Raw genomic sequence first — 17,169 nt, 5'->3', positions numbered from 1 at the left:
GCTCAAGGCGCTGTTCAATACCGGGGCTCACCAGTTCACCTCGTAGCGCTGTTTTCCCTCAAATAGCAGGCGATGATTGTCGATCGCAGTCAGCCGAACGCCGTCAGTCTCATCTCCAAAAAACAACCGACGACCATCTGCCAGTACCACATGGGCCCGTTTACCGCCGATGACCTGAACGATTCTGAAGGGCAGCGCGGTACTGATTTCCTGAGCCTTGTTGATGATCGAAATCGATGTTTCAAACTGCGCCTCAAAGCGCTCGAGCATGCGCGAAACCATCGCCAGCACCTCTTGGGTGACGTCACCACGCAGCGTGATTTGATCTGCGGCCACCTCCAGCCTGAGGTGATTGCCCAGTTCCCGTTCGATCAACATTTTGAGCAATTGCTGATGGACCTGATGGGTCGTCGCAAGCGGGCGTCTGTCGCCGACAGAAGAGGATGGAGGGACGGCGGGCTGCACCTTGCTGGAAGGCAACATGGCCAATCCGGCCATGGCCAGCAGTAGCACGGTGAGGGTTGCTATCAGCCATTTCCCCGTGCGTCCTTCAGAGGGTGTGCGCCTGTGCTCAGGGACGGCTTCGCTCGACACAGAAGGCGCGGGTACAGGCGCCTCCCTCCAGGGACCGTGTGCATTGGCGATGCACAGTCGAATGCCGCCAATGGAAAACTCTGCACCCGGGACCAGGTTGGCAATGCGCGCCAGGGTAGCGCCCGTTTCATCCTGCAACAGGCCCTCTTGGGCCTGCACCATCCACCCACCGTCAATGCTGTGCAACCGGGCATGCTGATCTTCTATCCCGGGGTCGCACAACTCCAGGTCGGCCTCCTGATGAGCACCGATACACCATTGCTCGCCGAACAATGGCAACGCGGCACCCTGATGCAAACCGCTCAACACCCTCAATTCGAACAGGTCGCCGGGCTCGACCATGTCGATGACTACGGTTGCGGCTTCAGGCAGACAGAGTTCAATACTCAAGACACGACCTCGCGCAGCAGGCCTTCGTATTCCAGATCAAAGCGGCCAAGTACCTTGACCTTGGCCGAGCCCATCAACTCGGCGAACGATATGACCGGAACGTGGTTGAACTCATCGAACAATAACGTGCGCAAAGGGCTGCGCAGATCGTGAGCTACCAGCAACACCGTTTTCTCGCGTCTACGTGGCTCGAAGGTTTCCTTGAGCAACTGCACAAGCTGGGTGCTGTGCTCATTGTCCAGAGCAAAGAACACACCGGTTTGGGTCTGGCGTAACGCCTCGCGAAAGATGTTTTCGGTGTGGGGTGAAAACAACCAGGCATGCAGGCCATCGATCTGGCTGTGCAGGTGATAGATCTGCGCCCTCAAGGCGATTCTCACGTAGTCGGCCAGTGCTATCACTTCGCGTTCGTGCTGGCCGTGTTCGGTTAATACTTCGGCAATCAGGCGCACGGCACGCAAAGGCACTCCCTCACTGGCCAGACGTTGCAATACGCCAGAGAATCGTGAAAGCGGCATGATGCGCTGCAGTTCTTGAACCAGCTCAGGCTGTGTTTCCTCAAGCCAGCCGAGGATTGATTTGCTCTCCTGAATCCCCAAAAACCGTGGCCCGCTGATCATCATTGCCTGACGCATGCGTTCGAGAATCAAGGCATGCGCACTGACAGATATCACCTCAGTCCGGGTCAGCAGCGGATCGTCGGGTTGCAGCCACAGCCAGTCCAGCTCATCTCGCTGCTCGCTGCCCCTGAGCGCATTCGAGGGCTGCCCTTCGACACTGTCCCGTGCCACTGCCAGCCACTCACCAAAGGTCGCCCTGAACACGGGCGCTTCGTGAACACAAAAACGGAACTCATCCTCGGCCAGAAGGGCGCTGTATTCGATTTCAAACGGAGGAAGAGTCAAGCCGACAGCGGTGACGATGCTGTTGCGCACTTGACGTATCCCGTGAATGAGTCGCGTGGTGCGCTCCTGATGTTGATGGGTACTGGCGAACTGCAACAGGTAAGGACGAGACGGATCAAAACCTCTCAGGTCATCTTCGCCGTTTTGTTCCGGAGCAATTTCCAGTACCTGTTCAGGCTGCAGCGGCTCGACCTTAGTACGGCGCAACAACAAATAAAGCCCCAGCGAAAAGGTGGCCAAGGCAATAAAGACAAATACCAGGGTCGGCATTCCCGGCAGTGCTGCGAACGCAAGCATGCCCGCCGATGCGATTATCCAGCTCTTGGGTTCGCCAGTTATTTGCTGCCCGATCTGCGTACCGATGTTACTGCGTGGGGATTGGTCGTCGGGAGCGACACGGGTGATGATCATGCCTGCGGTCAATGAAATCAGCAGCGCCGGAATCTGCGCGATCAGGCCATCACCGATGGTCAGTACCGAATACAACGATATGGCCTCTGCAGCACTCATCCCATGCTGCAACATGCCTGTGGAAAACCCGCCCAGGATATTGATCACTACAATGACCAAGCCTGCGATGGCGTCCCCTTTAACAAACTTCATGGCCCCGTCCATGGCCCCGAACAGTTGGCTTTCCCGAGACAGCTGATCGCGTTTGTAACGAGCCTGCGCACCATCGATCAACCCGCCACGCAAGTCACTGTCGATGGACATCTGCTTGCCTGGCATCGCATCCAGACTGAAACGCGCGGCCACCTCGGCCACACGCTCAGAGCCCTTGGTGATTACCAGAAAGTTAACGAGGGTGATGATCAGAAAGATCACCAGCCCCACGGCGAGATTGCCCCCCACCACAAAATTACCGAACGCCTCGACAATGTCGCCGGCGTCCTGATCCATCAGGATCAGACGGGTCGTTGCAATCGATAACGCCAGGCGAAACATCGTGGTTAGCAGCAGCAGTGCAGGAAACGAAGAGAACGCCAAGGGACTGGGCAAATAAAACGCCAGAACAATCAGCAGGCAGGCAATGCAGATATTGATCGCAATCAGGATATCGACCATCCAGGTCGGCAGCGGCACGATAAAAATAAACACGATCCCCAGCACCACCATGGCCCCGAGCACCTCCCCCGGACTAGCAACATTGGAAAGGCCTTTATTGAGCCACTGAACCAGCTTCATCGAATGTATCTCGACAATCCAGGTGTCAGTCGGGCAATGCCTTCGGCCTGAGTGTGCTCACCCATCAGGCTCAAAAAAAGGTGCAAGGTGGCCTCGCGTTTTTCCTGATCACTCCACAGCGCCGGGGGAAGGCGCTGAATCAGCGGGTAGACTTGATTGAGCGAGACCAGTTGGCTCGACAACCTGTCGCCGCCCAACTGCTGGCTCAGGCCTTGAACTTCATCGGCGTCAATGTCCGTACTCGCGTATCCCAACAGGCGTTGCAACAGGGCGACTGCCGACAGTTCGACCTGCCGCTCACGGGTTGGCAAACGTTCAAGAAAAAAACGGCAGTCGCTCAAGGCACTGCCCAGCTGGCTACAGCTGTGCAGGCCGAGCAGCAGGGCACGCAGTTTGATCGTCGGCACCGAGGGGCGGTAGGCCGCAAGATCATCCGCCAGCGCTCGGCCCATCATGCCCAGCCCGGCGCTGATCCCCTCTTCACCGAACAGCCCCAGCAGTGCCTGAGTGATGTTCACCAGCGATTGCTTCATTACCACGCTGGAGTAATACAAAACGCGAACCGCCTGGCGTAATGCGGCATCGCCATCCGCCGTTTTAAGCGCCAGCGCGATGTTCATCCCGGCCTGGATTTGTGGGTGGTAGCGGGCTTGCACCTGCACCTGAAAGTCCCGTGCCAGCGCTGCTTCGATTTCACGCCCTTGCGCCTTGGCCTGATCTGTCACGTGCTGCAATACGACATGGGTGCGAGCCGGATCACCCCCGGTCAACGTCAGCAGGCTGTCGACATCCGGCGTTAACAACAGCTCCTGACGAACTTGCCGGGCCAGTTGCCCCAAGCTGAGCTGGCCGGGATGCCCCAACTGCTCATAGAGTTCACTTAACTGCTCAACACCCTGAATTCTCTGTATTTGGGGATCAAGGGTTCGCAGTTTTCGTTGAGTCAGTTCCTTGCTGCTGCTCTCAACCTTCTGACTGAACAGCATGCCGACTTCTTCGGCGGCATCTTGCGCAGTCGTCTGCGGCACCTGAAATTGAACGGCACGCGAAGAGAGCATCGAACTCACTGCCTGCGCGGCTTCGTTTCGTCCGTCAAATTTCATAGGGGGGCCAAGTGAGGAAGTTTCGATGACCTGTGTGGTCGATCACAGGCAAACGGTTCCCGGAGGCAGACGGCATCATTTTTGAAAAAGTTGGCGCAAGCCCAGGAGCGGCTACGCAAGATCCGGCACTACATCGCGCCTTTTAAAAAATAAAATCTATAAAAAACAATCAGATACATACCAACCATTGATTGGCACAAGCGGTGCTTAGGAGGCCTTGGTCGAAATCATTTCGACAATGCTCACCCTGAGGATAAAAAAATGGATCGCCTTGATGATGTTTCCCCACCCCACCTTTTGAGCTCTCCTCCCAACCGTCTGGACCTGTCGGCCGAGCTCCAGAAAAAACTGAAAGCGTTTATTCACAAGCGCGTATTGAACCCGGAGGATGCCGACGATATTTTTCAATTGACCTGTCTGGAGGCCTGGCGCAGCAAAGACCGCTTCAACGGCCAGGCAACACTCAGCACATGGATGTGCGGCATTGCCCAGAACCTGATCCGCAATCATTTTCGCCGCCTGTACGCCAGGCCGGTGCATTGTGAGTACGACGAAACGCTGTGCCATGAGCAGCACTGCGCCAGCGACCTGGGCGGTCAGTTCGAAATTAATCGACGGCTTGAGCTGACGCTCACTGCGATCAATCGATTGCCAACCGAAATGCGCAATACGTTGTACGCGTCACTTGAAAGCGGCGGCAGTTATCGCGACACGGCCAATGTTCTGGAGATCCCCATAGGGACGGTTCGCTCACGTATCTCGCGGGCTCGAGAGCAGCTCAAGATGGCCACCCATTGCTAGTGCTCACCACGGACATCTGCACAGAGAAGTCCATGGCTCAGAGCTAGCGTGTAGAAAGGCCAGGGAGTGGCCCCCACTACCGATTCAGATTTTTTTCGTTCGCGGCAGCAAAATTGCCAATACACCGAACAGCGGCAAATATGAGCACAGGGTGTAAACGTACTCGATGCCATGAATGTCAGCCAAGTGCCCGAGCAAGGCGGCACCGATCCCACCAAACCCAAACATCAAGCCGAAGAAGATACCGGCAATCATCCCCACATTCCCCGGCACCAGCTCCTGCGCGTACACCACGATAGCCGAGAAGGCGGATGCCAAAATAAAGCCAATGACCACACTGAGTACGCTGGTCCAGAACAGATCGGCGTAAGGCAGCAGCAACGTGAACGGCGCCACCCCGAGAATGGAGAACCAGATCACCGCCTTGCGTCCGATGCGATCGCCTATCGGACCGCCAAAGAACGTACCCGCTGCAACCGCCCCCAGGAACAGGAACAGATACAGCTGTGACGTCGAGACTGACACGTCGAACTTCTCAATGAGGAAGAAGGTGTAGTAGCTGGTCAGGCTCGCCATGTAGAAATACTTGGAGAACACCAGCAGGCCAAGCACCACCAACGCACCAATCACCCGTCGTTTTGAAAGGCCATGAGTCGCTTTCTGCCCGGCCTTGAGCTTGAACAGGTTCAAGTGGTTGCGGTACCAACGGCTGATGACATACAGCAGTCCTACGGCGAACAACGCAAATAGCCCGAACCAGGCCACATTGCCCTGACCATAGGGAATGATGATTGCCGCAGCCAATAACGGCCCAAAGGCCGAGCCCGCGTTACCCCCCACTTGAAAGGTCGATTGCGCCAGGCCGTAACGCCCACCTGAAGCCAGTCGTGCCACACGGGATGCTTCAGGGTGAAAGGTTGAAGAACCAACACCGATCAACCCTGCTGCCAGCAGAATCAGCGGAAAACTGCCGACCTGGGACAGCATCAAAATCCCTATCAGGGTGCAAATCATACCGGCTGGCAGCAATAACGGATTGGGATGACGGTCGGTGTAGTACCCCACCCAAGGCTGCAACAGAGAGGCCGTCATCTGAAACGTCAGGGTAATCAGCCCGATCTGGGTAAAGGTCAGGTCATATTTGGCCTTGAGCATGGGATAGATCGAAGGCAGTACCGCCTGGATCAGGTCATTGATCAAATGCGCCAAAGCCACAGCACCAATAATGCGCATGACTAACGGGCTGGACTGAGGGACTGGAGAGGACGCGCTTGTAGTTGTTTGAGCGTTGCTAAGAGCCATGTGAGCTTCCGTACGACTGGTGAATGCACGCTTGCAGATACGTCAATGTGCCATTTTTTTACAAGATATTGCCATCCAAAGCCGCCCAAAACCTTAAGCAGTTGATAGAACAAAGATTTTTTAAGATATTTGCTTGACACATGTCCCTTACGAGGGAATAATGCGCGCCATTGGCTACATAGCTCAGTTGGTTAGAGCATAGCATTCATAATGCTGGGGTCCGGGGTTCAAGTCCCTGTGTAGCCACCAAACACCGGCTTCACTACATCGCAAGATGAAAATGAAACCAACAAGAAGCCCGCCTAGTGCGGGCTTTCTTGTGTCTGGGGTATTTGTTTTTCGCGCATAGCCCCCCGCCTTCGTGTATGCCTCAAGAACACTTGAGCCGCGCATACACAAAAGAAACGCCAGCACATCGGGCCGGCCCCGCCACTCGCATCACTGTTTTGAATTGAATTTTGATAGTGCGACACAGACCGTGTCAGCCTGCGAGATGGGGAGCGCGCGCCTGCAAATAACGGCAGCGGCCCAAAACAAAAAACCCCTGGTGCCGTTAAGCATCAGGGGTTTGGAAGTAGTGGTGCCCAGAGACGGAATCGAACCGCCGACACGGGGATTTTCAATCCCCTGCTCTACCGACTGAGCTATCTGGGCAACGGCGCAATTAAACGTTTATTACGCCGTGGACGTCAAGCAGGAATTAAAAAAAGATCAATGAATACCATCGGTTACGATTATCCGCCGTTGGGATACAACTCCCCGTCAACCAACCTCGACACTGCGCTGTGCAAGCGTTTCAACAACACCTGGATCTTGTCGACTGACTCAGGACTCAAGGGTTCACGCCGCAAAACGACTTCACACTCACCACAGGCCGTCGCTAAAGCGATGGCGCCTACCGTCGCAAATGATCCATGCATGCGGTGTACATAATTGAGCAATTTCGATGTGTTGGATTCTTGCAAAGCCCGCTGCGCCTGCTCCAAATCTTCATGCATGGTGTTGATAAACAATCGGTGCATGCTCGGTGAAAGCGTAATCCAGTCCTCAAGATCATCCTTTTGGACTGTCGCCACGACAGCTTCTAACGTGGACAACTGCGATGGTACCGGCTGAGAACAGTAGGCTGACAAGGTCTGGCGCAAAGTTGTCAGGCTCAGGGGTTTGACCAGCCAGACGTTCATCCCGGCCTTCAAACATTGTTCCCCCTCCTCACGAAGCGCATTGGCGGTCACGCCAATAATCGGCACCAGCGGATCATGCTCCCGTATGCGCCGTGTCAACTGATAACCATCAAGCCTGGGCATATTGACGTCGGTAATCACCAGATCGAATGACGCCTCACTCCAACACAGCAAGGCTTGCTCACCATCCTCAGCCAACGTCACCTGAACGCCCAAAGCCTCCAGCTGCTCCTTGAGAATCTCCCGATTGACGGGGTTATCTTCTGCAACCAGAACGCTCAGGTCCAGGCCTGCAAGGGGTAGCGGCACGCTGCCGGCTAACTCGGGAGCAGTTCCTTGCGCGACCTGCATCAGAGTTCTAGCGATGGCTCGTATGTCATAGGCGTTAACTTCCCATCCCCTCGCGATCTTTTTGGGCTGGCTGCGACCCGTTTCAGTCGCTATCACATGCTCTCCCGGCCAGTGCAAAGCAAGCTGCGGGTCTGGGTCGACATCCAGCAATATTGCATGGCTGGCGTGGGTATCCGATGCAGGGAGTGCTTGGGCCCGCGCGCCCCAACGATTTAGCCAGTCAATCAGAACCACTCCGATATCACTGCGAGAGGCGCGCACATAGACACTCACGCCCTCAAGATCAATATCGGCACTCTTATCCAGCGGGCCAGCCATAACAGGCAAACTTATATTCAGTGAAAAGCTGCTGCCCAAGCCTGGCTCACTGACCACCCGCAGGTTCGCACCCATTATCTCGCCAAGTCGGGCACAAATAGACAAACCTAGGCCCGCACCGCCTGCACGCTCGCTGCCACCCACCTGGGAAAAGGGCTTAAACAAACGCGCCAGTTGCTCCTCACTGATCCCTACACCGGTATCGGAGACCTGCCACTGCAATGACACTTGACCATGCTCAAGGTCTGTCACCTTAAGCCTGAAGAGCACCCAGCCTGTATCGGTGAACTTGATCGCATTACTCAGCAGGTTGTCGATGATTTGCCGGATGCGCACCGCATCTCCGCACAAAAGTGCCGGTAAGTTCGCGTCCGCACAGGCAAATATTTTTAATCCCTTATTGCTCGCAGCAGCGGAATAACTGCGCACGCAATCTTCAAACACATCCAGAGGGCTGAATGTTTGGGCTTCGACAGCCATTTGCCCGGACTCGATTTTTGACACGTCCAACACGTCGCTGATCAATTGAAACAACACCGCTGATGAGCGCTGAATAGTGTGCAAGTACTCATGTTGGCGCTCACTCAGAGGAGTGAGTTCCAGTAGTTCTAGATTGCCAAGCACCCCGTACAAAGGGGTACGAATTTCATGGCTCATAGTAGCCAAAAATAGGGTTTTGGCTTTGCTGGCTTCATCGGCTGAACGACGTGCTTGCTCCATCAGGTTGGCGTCATCCACATGCCGGGTGATGTCGTTGAAACCGCAGAGCACTACGTCTTTGCCTTTGTAACGGGTGAAGACGAAACAGGCCTGAAGATGACGTCCCGAAACTTCAAGCTGTATCTCGCCCGACTCACGTTCACCATAATCACTCTTCAATAAAGCAATCAGTTCAGGGGTACCCTGCCATTCGTGCGCCCGCTGGTTTTCCAGCAAGACGACACCAGTCCCCCTTTCAACCACACACAGCCCAACGGGCGCGTTATCGAGCATGACCCGATTGAATTCTTCGCTTTCAGCCAGGGACAGGCTGGACTGCTGTGCGGGCTCGATGATCCGCACCCTGTACCAGCGATTTAAGCGCCAGCCAATCAGGACGAACAAAAGAAACAGGCCCGCCGCCCACATCAAGGCCCATTTCGCATAACCAAAGAAATTCTGATACGTGATGGCGTACAGGCCGATCCAGGGATCATCCCCGCCCGAGCTCAACTTGAACCGCAGGCCGTCACGGGCAAAACTCAACCCCGGCGCCAGCTCCTCGACATCCTGAACGTCACCCAACAGCACATCACCCGTAGGGGAAATCAGGGTAAGGCGACTGTTAGTGGGGCGCATCAACAAGCGTTCAAGGTCGCTGACATCGCTGACATCGAGCAAGGCGCTAAGAATCACCGAGCTCCCTTGATTGGCCGCCTGCATAAAGCGATCGGGAAGATCGACACTGATTGCGCCCACTATATATTTGCGTTTTTGAATGAGTTCGAGCGGCGCTTTCATCCACAGCACACGATCAGTGTTCAGCAAATGGCGCTGGGGCAAAAAAGCGTCGTACAAACGCTTGGTCACATCAAAAAAATTGTTTTTGAACAACAGGGGGTACTGACGGGTGCCATCAATACCGGGTACGGCGATGGAGAACTGAGCCGTGGGCGAAAACACAAACACCTGGGGTGCCGAATAATAAGAATCAGACCAGTAAGCCGTGAACAGATCAGTCAACTGAACGCCAAGCGAATAGACCCCCTGCATTTCACCCAGCGTGAACGTGTCTCGCTGGCTCACCGTAAACGGCAGAGACTTGGCCGTGTCTCGGTTTTGAAATAAAAGCTCATCGCCCTGGCGCATCAATTCAATGTGCGAACGCGGCTTGGTATCCATCGAAAAGGTGCCGCTGGCGTGATCATAACTCTCAGCGCCTGTGCGTAAAAAAACTTCGTGCTCATGAATACTTTCGATCAACCGTGCGAAGTGAAAATCCGTCTTCTCGCGCTCCTCCATTAGTAGCCGGTTAACGGCCCAATAACTCATGCCCACCAACAACAGAGCAAGCCCGCTCAGCAGCAGCAACAACTTGTTCAGTCGCAGTGAACTCAGTGCCAGTGCACCGAGACGAACCGTTTTTTGCTTCATTATTCAGTGCCGTCATTTAGCTGGATGGAGCCTCGCATGCCCACTGCCTGCTCAGGTATCTAAACACTTCAAGAGGCACACAACACACCTTTGAGCGCCCGATATTAATCTTGACCGTACGAACAGGAATCGTCTGATGGGGCTCCTCCACGTTTAGTTGCATCCTTTGCAACACCTGCTGCGGCAAGCCGTTAACAGGCTGGCTTTTAAAATAGATATCACACTTCATCGGTTTGTAAAGGACGTCCCTAATGTTTCAAAAAATAGGCAAATACACGGCACTTTGTGGTTCTTCGATGCTGATCGTCATGGCAGCGGCTACCGCTCAAGCCGCGGATGGCCAAGTTGAATTCACCGGTGTCATCAACGACAACCCATGCACCATCAACAGCGAAAGCGTGAAGAAGTCCGTTGATATGGGCCAGGTTCGTATCGCTGACTTCGCCAGCACTGTTGGCTCAACAGCCGGCGCCACTCCGTTCTCTATCTCCCTTGAGAACTGCAGCGGTCCAACCCTGAAAAACGCCTCGATCAAGTTCAGCGGTCAACAAGCCGTGACGGATGCAACCGTACTGGGCATGACCGGTGAAAACCAGATCACTGGCGTCGGCATTCAGATCAACGATGCCCGCACCGGCTCCAAACTGGCACTGAACACCGCCAGCTCTGATTACGTACTGCGCCCTCAAGGCAACACCTTCGATTTCACCGCTTCCTATGTACGTCTGGCTGCAGACGTTGACGAAGTGAGCGCTATCGGCACAGGTAAAGTTAACGCCTTGGCTAGCTTCGACGTGACTTACAAGTAATTCGTGTTTGTAAACGAAAGAGCTCGCGATGAATCGCGAGCTCATTCGTTACGTTAAACAGAGGACACCCTTCATGCGTTTAAAAATTGCAGCCTTTTTGACACTGGCAGCAGTCTTTTGGCTGCCCCAGATTCAAGCGGGCGTCAATGTGGGCTCTACGCGGGTTATTTATCAAAGCAAGGATAAGGAAGCCAATCTTTCACTCTCAAACTCCGGTGACGACGGTGTACCGTATCTGGTTCAATCCTGGGTCAGTACGTTCGACAAGCCGGATGAGAGTGCAGATGAGTTCATCATCACGCCGCCGCTGTTTCGTCTGGACGCCAATAGCCAGAACATTTTGCGAGTCATTGCGACCAACGCACAAAACTTGCCGACCAATAAAGAAAGCCTGTTTTTTCTCAATGTAAAGGCGATCCCGGCACTGAGTGAAGAGCAACGTAACCAGAACGTGTTGCAGATTGCACTCAAGACTACGATCAAACTGTTCTATCGTCCTGCCGATTTGAAAGGCACTTTGGTGCAAGCCGTTGACGGACTTCAATGGCGTGCGGATGGCGGTAATTTAAGTGTGCATAACCCGTCGGGCTATAACGTGGTAGTCAGCGAACTGTTAATTAACAACAGTGCCAGCAAAGGCATGCCTGAGGTTATCAAGCCCGGTAGCTCCGTCACTACCAACATCCCGTTGAAAAACAGCGACACCCTCGAATTCAGCTACATCAATGAATACGGCAGTACGGTCAAGGCAACCCCTGTTTTAGCTCGCTGAATACTGAACTACACGCCTTCTGGAAGAACCATCTCATGCTGCGATTGCGCATGTGCGCGTTCGCGCGCCGAATTAACTACTGGGGCCTTCTCCCTCTCAGCGCGCTTAGTCTCACAACGACTGCAGCCCTCGCAGACTACAGCTTCGATTCTTCCTTTCTGGAGATTGGTGGCGGTACCAGTTCTGCCGAAGTAGCCGAGCAAGTAAAGGCCATGAGCCGTAGTCAACTTCCGGGCATTTATCGTGTTGAACTGTCACTGAACAATCGTTATATCGAACAGCGCGACTTGCAATTTGTCCGCGAAACGGCGAGTCAGCCATCGACGCCTTCAGGTTTGTTTCCCTGCTTGAGCCTTCAGGCCCTGACTGATTTTGGCGTTGATCCAGAGCGCCTGAAAAACGCTGAGACCAGTGCTGACCATTGTGTGTATTTTCAGGGTGACCTGACCGGTATCACCTATGACTACGACTTCAATAAACAACACCTTGACCTGCAAGTGCCACAGGCATTCATCGGCAGCATTCCATTCGCAACCCGCCGTAAAAGCTGGAGTGATGGCGAGCAAGTAGCCTTTGCCAACTATAACTTTTCGGGCAGCAACTACGAGAATCAGTACGGTAATCGTCAATCCCAGTTTGGCAGTGTGCACAGCGGATTCAACAGCGGTGCCTGGCGCTTTCGAAACTTCTCGACCTGGCAGAAGAGCACCAACGTCGACGGCAACTGGAAGTCCGTGGACACCTATGTCCAGCGGGACCTGGGCAACATGATGGCCATTGCCACTGTCGGTGAAAGCTCAACCGACAGCGATCTGTTTGACACAATCTCGTACCGTGGCGTGGGCATCGCTTCTGACCTGGACATGCTGCCCGATGACTCGCGCAACTTCGCGCCTGTAGTACGTGGCGTGGCCAACGGGCGCTCGCTCGTAACGTTACGCCAGCGCGGCTATGTGATCAGCGAACAGTGGGTGCCGTCCGGCCCGTTTGCACTCAAGGACCTTTACTCGACCTCGGGCAACGGTGATATCGAAGTCACGGTTGAAGGCCCCAATGGCGAGCGTCAGGTGTATATCCAGTCGTTCTCGTCCGTGCCCTACATGTTGCGCGAAGGTCAGCAAAGCTACGCCGTGACTGCAGGCCAGTATCGCCCTGCAGACGGAGCATTGGATTCGCAAAAGCCGGGCTTTATACAAGGCACCTACCGCCGGGGGCTGACTGACGGTACCACGCTGTTCGGTGGCACCATTGTCAGCGAGCAGTACCACTCGGTGCTGGCGGGTTTTGCGCATGACTTTGCGGGTTTCGGCGCCATTTCGCTGGACGTGACCCATGCCATCAGCGACGACATGGGTCCTGACTCCAAAGCCCTGTCGGGTCAGTCCTATCGCTTTCGTTATTCCAAGTCGATCGACCTGACAGACACCAGTTTCAGCCTGATTGGCTACCGCTATTCCACCAGCGGCTATTACAGCTTCAACGAAGCGATCAACGCGCGCGCCAACAACTCGCTCCAACCCTATGTAGACGAAACGCTGACCGACAGTGCGATGTACTCCCCGTACTTGAGCGGCCATATGAAAAGCAGCTTTACCGCCAACGTATCGCAGCAATTCGGCTCCTATGGCGGCATGTATGCCAACCTGACCAAAACCGATTACTGGAACCTGGCCAAGAGCAATACCTCTGTGCAATTAGGCTACAGCTTCAGTGTCGGGCGCGCGTCCTACAACCTGGGCGTGGCACAGAACAGCGGCGTCGCAGATGACATTCGCAGCGTTTCGCTGAGCGTCAGTATTCCTTTGGGCGATCCTGGCAGCAGCAGCCGTCTGGGCCTGAGCAACAGCCAGGATTCCAGCGGTAATGCCAGCCGTAACGCCACATACAGCGGCTCATATTTCCCGAATGACACCCTGTCTTACAACCTGGGCGTCAATCAGCAAGTCAGTGACGATGAGCGCTTGCTCGGTGGTTCGGTCGCCGCCCGTTACAACGCGGCCAATGCCATATGGCACGGGTCTTACAACAGGGATCAGAACACACGTCAGACGGACTATGGCGTGGAAGGGGCGATCGTCGCCACCCGTGACACCGTGATGCTGACCCAGCCCTTGGGCGAGACCAACATTATCGTGGCCACACCTGGTGCCGGGGATATCGGGGTACTGACCAAAAGCGGCGTGAAAACCAACAGCAGTGGTTACACGATTATTTCTTCTGCTCAGCCCTACAGAAAAAACAAGGTCGCGCTCGACACGGACTCGTTATCCGACAACACCGATGTTGAAAAACTGGTTCAGGAAGTGACCCCCAATCGTGGTGCCTTCGTACTGGCCAACTTCGAAACACGTAACGGCCGCCGTCTGTTAATCAGCCTCAGTTCAAAAGACGGCAAGCCAGCACCGTTTGCTGCCGAGGTTCAGCTGTATGGACTTGATGGCACTTTATTGAGCAACGCCATGGTGGCGGACAAGGGGCGGGCATTTCTGACTGGCGTACCTGAAAAGTCACGACTGCTGATCAACGTCAACGGACGCCAGTGGTGTGCCAAGGATCTGGACCTGAACAACTACACGCTGTCAGAGACGGGTATCGGACAACTGCAGGTCAGTTGCGATACCCGGTCGGCCGCACCTGCAGACACTCAAGGTACTCCCGATGCATAACTCAACAAAACTGCAACCCGGTTCGAGCTGGGTTAAACGCAGCTTACTGCTGCTTGGCTTGCTGTTCAGCCTTGGCTGCCAGCAGGCCTTTGCCCTGGTTGAAAACAACCTGACGTGTACCCCTTCAGGTACCACGGGCGTGGTTAATCTGGGCGACCTGGCCCCGGGGCAATATTTCGAAGCGAGAATGACTGGAAGTTGCCGAGTAACCCGCAATTTCCCCTATGGCTCGTCTTTGCAACACACCCAGGTCTGGACCGAAACAGTCGACACAGGGCTACCCATTTATGCGTGGGCGGCGGCTGGAGGCGTCGTTCCTGAGCAGCCGTGGGGTAACGCCTCAACTACTTGCATGTCACCCAACGGCAGTGTCTGTCAACCGATGACCGTCGGTACTATCGCGCCCTACAACGTGCTGTTTTACATGCCCTCCGGTGTGAATAGGCCTGGCAATTACTCGATAACCTTTGCGCTGACGAGTACCTCCATCAGAGGCTATGAAGCCTATGTCGACAAAATTCAAACCCTGACGCTTAAATTCAGGATTATCAGCCCCGCCTGCACCATGGGCTCGAACAGCACACAGAACCTTAACTTCGGCACCCTGAACAGCAACGACTTCGCGACCTCCCAGCAACTTGCCAACATCACGCTTAACTGCACCCGCGGCACCCAGGCAACCGCCACCCTGGTCCCGACCCAAAGCGCTGTCAGTGGCAGGCCCGGGGTTTCGGCGACCACCTTGGCCGGGCTGTCGATGGCCGCCACCTGGGCCGATAACAACACCGCAGTAACGTTCAACAGCCCGCGCACGCTCAACCTGACGACAGGCACCAATACGATTCGCCTGGGTTTCCGGCCGAGTCTGAATACCAGTGCTTCACCTACTGGAAGTTTCACCAGCCAATACACCCTCAACATCAACTATCTCTGATCAATCACAGGAACCGATCATGAACTTGCGCTTATCAATGGCTGCAGCCCTTCTCACTGGCCTAGCGTGCACCTCTTCGTATGCAGACGACACCGTCACCATCAACGTCAGTGGCACCCTGACACGAGCGCCTTGCTCCCTGACCAGCAGCAAAACTTTGACGGCCAACTTTGGCAGCATCCGTACTGACCAGATAAACACAGCCAGTGCCGTCGATATTCCGGTCACCCTGAGCTGCCCGGCCAACTCGTCACTGAACGTCAGCATCAAGGCTTCAGGCGTCTATCAAGGCTCGACCACCTATGCGAGCACAACAAAGGCAAACCTTGTGTATACATTGACGTGGAAAAGTGACGGCACCGCGGCTAACGTCACCGGGACGAAACGCAACCTGACCAATCAAAGCGGCGCCGTAAACCTAGGTTTGACGGCCAAGCTGTATGCGATCACCGCACAGACCGAGGGTACTTTTACCGGGTCGTCAGTCATCACCCTCGAGTATCTGTGAGATGTTCAGGCAGGCCAAAGGGAGCCTGATTGCAGCATTGCTGGCGAGCGTAACGCTGTGCGGCAGCACAGTGTATGCCGCCGAGGACGCAAGCCAACTCGATATCACTGGCACTCTGATAAAGCCGCCCTGCACCGCCAGTTTCCCGGCGTCGCAGAGTGTTGATATTCCCAAGGCGAGTCTGAGTGCGCTAAGCGCAGACAGTTCTGACTGGACCGATGTGGACTTGAACTTTAAATGCCTCAAAGGCAGCCAGGTGCTGCTGCGCTTTACTGCAGGCAATGGTTCATTTGACAGTAATACCCTGCGTACCACCCTCGACAGACTCGGGTTGAAAACCCGTCTGAGTGACATGACCAGCGCAGCCAAAGTGGTGGATTTGAAGCTGGGCGAACAACATGCTTTTGCTGTTGAAGACACACTGCTGATGCTCAAACTCTCTGTCCGCCCAGTCAGGATCGGGAGTCAGATGCCCGCAGCCGGGAGCTACACTTCAACGCTACTGATGGAAATGATCTACCTGTAAATCCGGCCGATCAGGCAAACAGATTGGCTTTGAGACACAGAATCAGCAACGCCTGATCATTGTCGACATCCAGCTTGCGCATTGCTGAAATCTTCAGGGTGCTGATCGTTTTAATACTGCGGTTCAGGCTTTGCGCAACTTCCCCGACACCCATGCCAGAAGCGAACAGTCGCAAGACTTCAAATTCCTTGACGGTTAATTGACTGAGCCTTTGCGTGACATCATCTACGTTGTCACTCGACGTGCAGTCGGGCATGTCTTGCTGGTAGTGCCCCTCACGATAGAACGCATCCAGTGCGACCAAAATTTGCTCCAGACCGGAGCTTTTGGAAATGACCCCGCTGATGCCCAATTCATATAACCAGGTCAAAACCTGCGGATTGGAAATCACTGTCAGAACGATCACCCGAGGCTCGGGAAAATGCCGGCGCAGGTATTCGACCAGACGCGAGCCATCGCCGTATTGATCGTCACCCGGCATGTTGTAGTCCGTAATAATCACATCAGGACGTAGCAGCGAAATCTTTTCGATTAGTTGGGAGGGACTCATTGCCTCTCCCACAACCTTGAATCGCGGGTCGCGCTCGATGACTTCACGCACGCCCATCAATACAATCGGGTGATCGTCGGCCAATAGGACTTTCATTTGCGGCATGGCTTACATAACTCCAACTTGCTGAGTAGTCAC

The 17,169-nt window shown here is 54.8% G+C and carries 13 protein-coding genes and 2 tRNA genes; 8 read left to right on the top strand and 7 right to left on the bottom strand.

The annotated features are described in order from the left end of the window. Positions 1 to 27 precede the first annotated feature (27 nt). Genes TU76_RS06215 through sctW form a run of 3 tightly spaced genes read right to left on the bottom strand, consistent with a single transcriptional unit; the run spans position 28 to position 4,132 of the window. Complete coding sequence (locus TU76_RS06215) at positions 28 to 984, bottom strand: FHA domain-containing protein (protein ID WP_048654674.1); 957 nt, start codon at positions 982 to 984, stop codon at positions 28 to 30. Then, entirely contained in the window at positions 981 to 3,074 is a 2,094-nt protein-coding gene (gene sctV / locus TU76_RS06210) for a type III secretion system export apparatus subunit SctV (protein WP_048351289.1), read from the bottom strand. Before sctV ends, TU76_RS06215 begins: the two co-directional genes overlap by 4 nt. Further along, positions 3,071 to 4,132: a type III secretion system gatekeeper subunit SctW gene (sctW, locus tag TU76_RS06205; RefSeq protein ID WP_048351502.1), complete on the bottom strand. Its 1,062-nt coding sequence runs from the start codon at positions 4,130 to 4,132 to the stop codon at positions 3,071 to 3,073. Before sctW ends, sctV begins: the two co-directional genes overlap by 4 nt. 306 nt (positions 4,133 to 4,438) lie before the next feature. On the opposite strand from sctW, the gene TU76_RS06200 reads away from it, so the two are divergent. Continuing rightward, on the top strand, positions 4,439 to 4,978 hold the full coding sequence (locus TU76_RS06200) for an RNA polymerase sigma factor (RefSeq protein WP_019825166.1): 540 nt from the start codon (positions 4,439 to 4,441) through the stop codon (positions 4,976 to 4,978). Positions 4,979 to 5,062: 84 nt separating this feature from the next. Here TU76_RS06200 and TU76_RS06195 read toward each other — a convergent pair whose 3' ends face one another. Next, positions 5,063 to 6,280 carry an MFS transporter gene (locus TU76_RS06195; protein WP_082113381.1) on the bottom strand — a complete coding sequence of 406 codons (1,218 nt, stop codon included), beginning with the start codon at positions 6,278 to 6,280 and terminating at the stop codon, positions 5,063 to 5,065. 172 nt (positions 6,281 to 6,452) lie between these two features. Between TU76_RS06195 and TU76_RS06190 the strand changes: the two genes are divergently transcribed. Then, a tRNA-Met gene (locus TU76_RS06190) sits at positions 6,453 to 6,529 on the top strand. Between the two features lie 329 nt (positions 6,530 to 6,858). Here the strand turns inward: TU76_RS06190 and TU76_RS06185 are convergent. Beyond that, positions 6,859 to 6,934: transfer RNA gene (locus TU76_RS06185), tRNA-Phe, on the bottom strand. A gap of 80 nt (positions 6,935 to 7,014) precedes the next feature. Further along, positions 7,015 to 10,266 (bottom strand): hybrid sensor histidine kinase/response regulator, encoded by a 3,252-nt coding sequence (locus TU76_RS06180; protein WP_048351288.1) that lies wholly within the window; start codon positions 10,264 to 10,266, stop codon positions 7,015 to 7,017. Between the two features lie 251 nt (positions 10,267 to 10,517). Between TU76_RS06180 and TU76_RS06175 the strand changes: the two genes are divergently transcribed. The 6 genes from TU76_RS06175 (at position 10,518) to TU76_RS06150 (ending at position 16,481) form a co-directional block, all read left to right on the top strand. Then, complete coding sequence (locus TU76_RS06175; RefSeq protein ID WP_048351287.1) at positions 10,518 to 11,075, top strand: fimbrial protein; 558 nt, start codon at positions 10,518 to 10,520, stop codon at positions 11,073 to 11,075. A gap of 73 nt (positions 11,076 to 11,148) precedes the next feature. After that, positions 11,149 to 11,847: a fimbrial biogenesis chaperone gene (locus tag TU76_RS06170; RefSeq protein WP_048351501.1), complete on the top strand. Its 699-nt coding sequence runs from the start codon at positions 11,149 to 11,151 to the stop codon at positions 11,845 to 11,847. A 35-nt stretch (positions 11,848 to 11,882) separates the two neighbouring features. Then, positions 11,883 to 14,513 carry a fimbria/pilus outer membrane usher protein gene (locus TU76_RS06165; protein WP_048351286.1) on the top strand — a complete coding sequence of 877 codons (2,631 nt, stop codon included), beginning with the start codon at positions 11,883 to 11,885 and terminating at the stop codon, positions 14,511 to 14,513. Next, positions 14,506 to 15,447: a fimbrial protein gene (locus tag TU76_RS06160; protein ID WP_048351285.1), complete on the top strand. Its 942-nt coding sequence runs from the start codon at positions 14,506 to 14,508 to the stop codon at positions 15,445 to 15,447. Before TU76_RS06165 ends, TU76_RS06160 begins: the two co-directional genes overlap by 8 nt. Positions 15,448 to 15,466: 19 nt before the next feature. Then, positions 15,467 to 15,955 carry a fimbrial protein gene (locus TU76_RS06155; protein WP_048351284.1) on the top strand — a complete coding sequence of 163 codons (489 nt, stop codon included), beginning with the start codon at positions 15,467 to 15,469 and terminating at the stop codon, positions 15,953 to 15,955. 1 nt (position 15,956) lies between these two features. Continuing rightward, on the top strand, positions 15,957 to 16,481 hold the full coding sequence (locus TU76_RS06150; RefSeq protein ID WP_048351283.1) for a fimbrial protein: 525 nt from the start codon (positions 15,957 to 15,959) through the stop codon (positions 16,479 to 16,481). A 10-nt stretch (positions 16,482 to 16,491) separates the two neighbouring features. Here the strand turns inward: TU76_RS06150 and TU76_RS06145 are convergent, their stop codons facing one another. Then, positions 16,492 to 17,136 (bottom strand): response regulator, encoded by a 645-nt coding sequence (locus TU76_RS06145; protein ID WP_048351282.1) that lies wholly within the window; start codon positions 17,134 to 17,136, stop codon positions 16,492 to 16,494. Positions 17,137 to 17,169 lie beyond the last annotated feature (33 nt).

The sequence above is a fragment of the Pseudomonas psychrophila genome (genome assembly GCF_001043005.1).
Lineage (GTDB): Bacteria > Pseudomonadota > Gammaproteobacteria > Pseudomonadales > Pseudomonadaceae > Aquipseudomonas > Aquipseudomonas psychrophila.
Note: the sequence above shows the minus strand (reverse complement) of the source record. Positions and strands in the feature narration are given on the sequence as shown.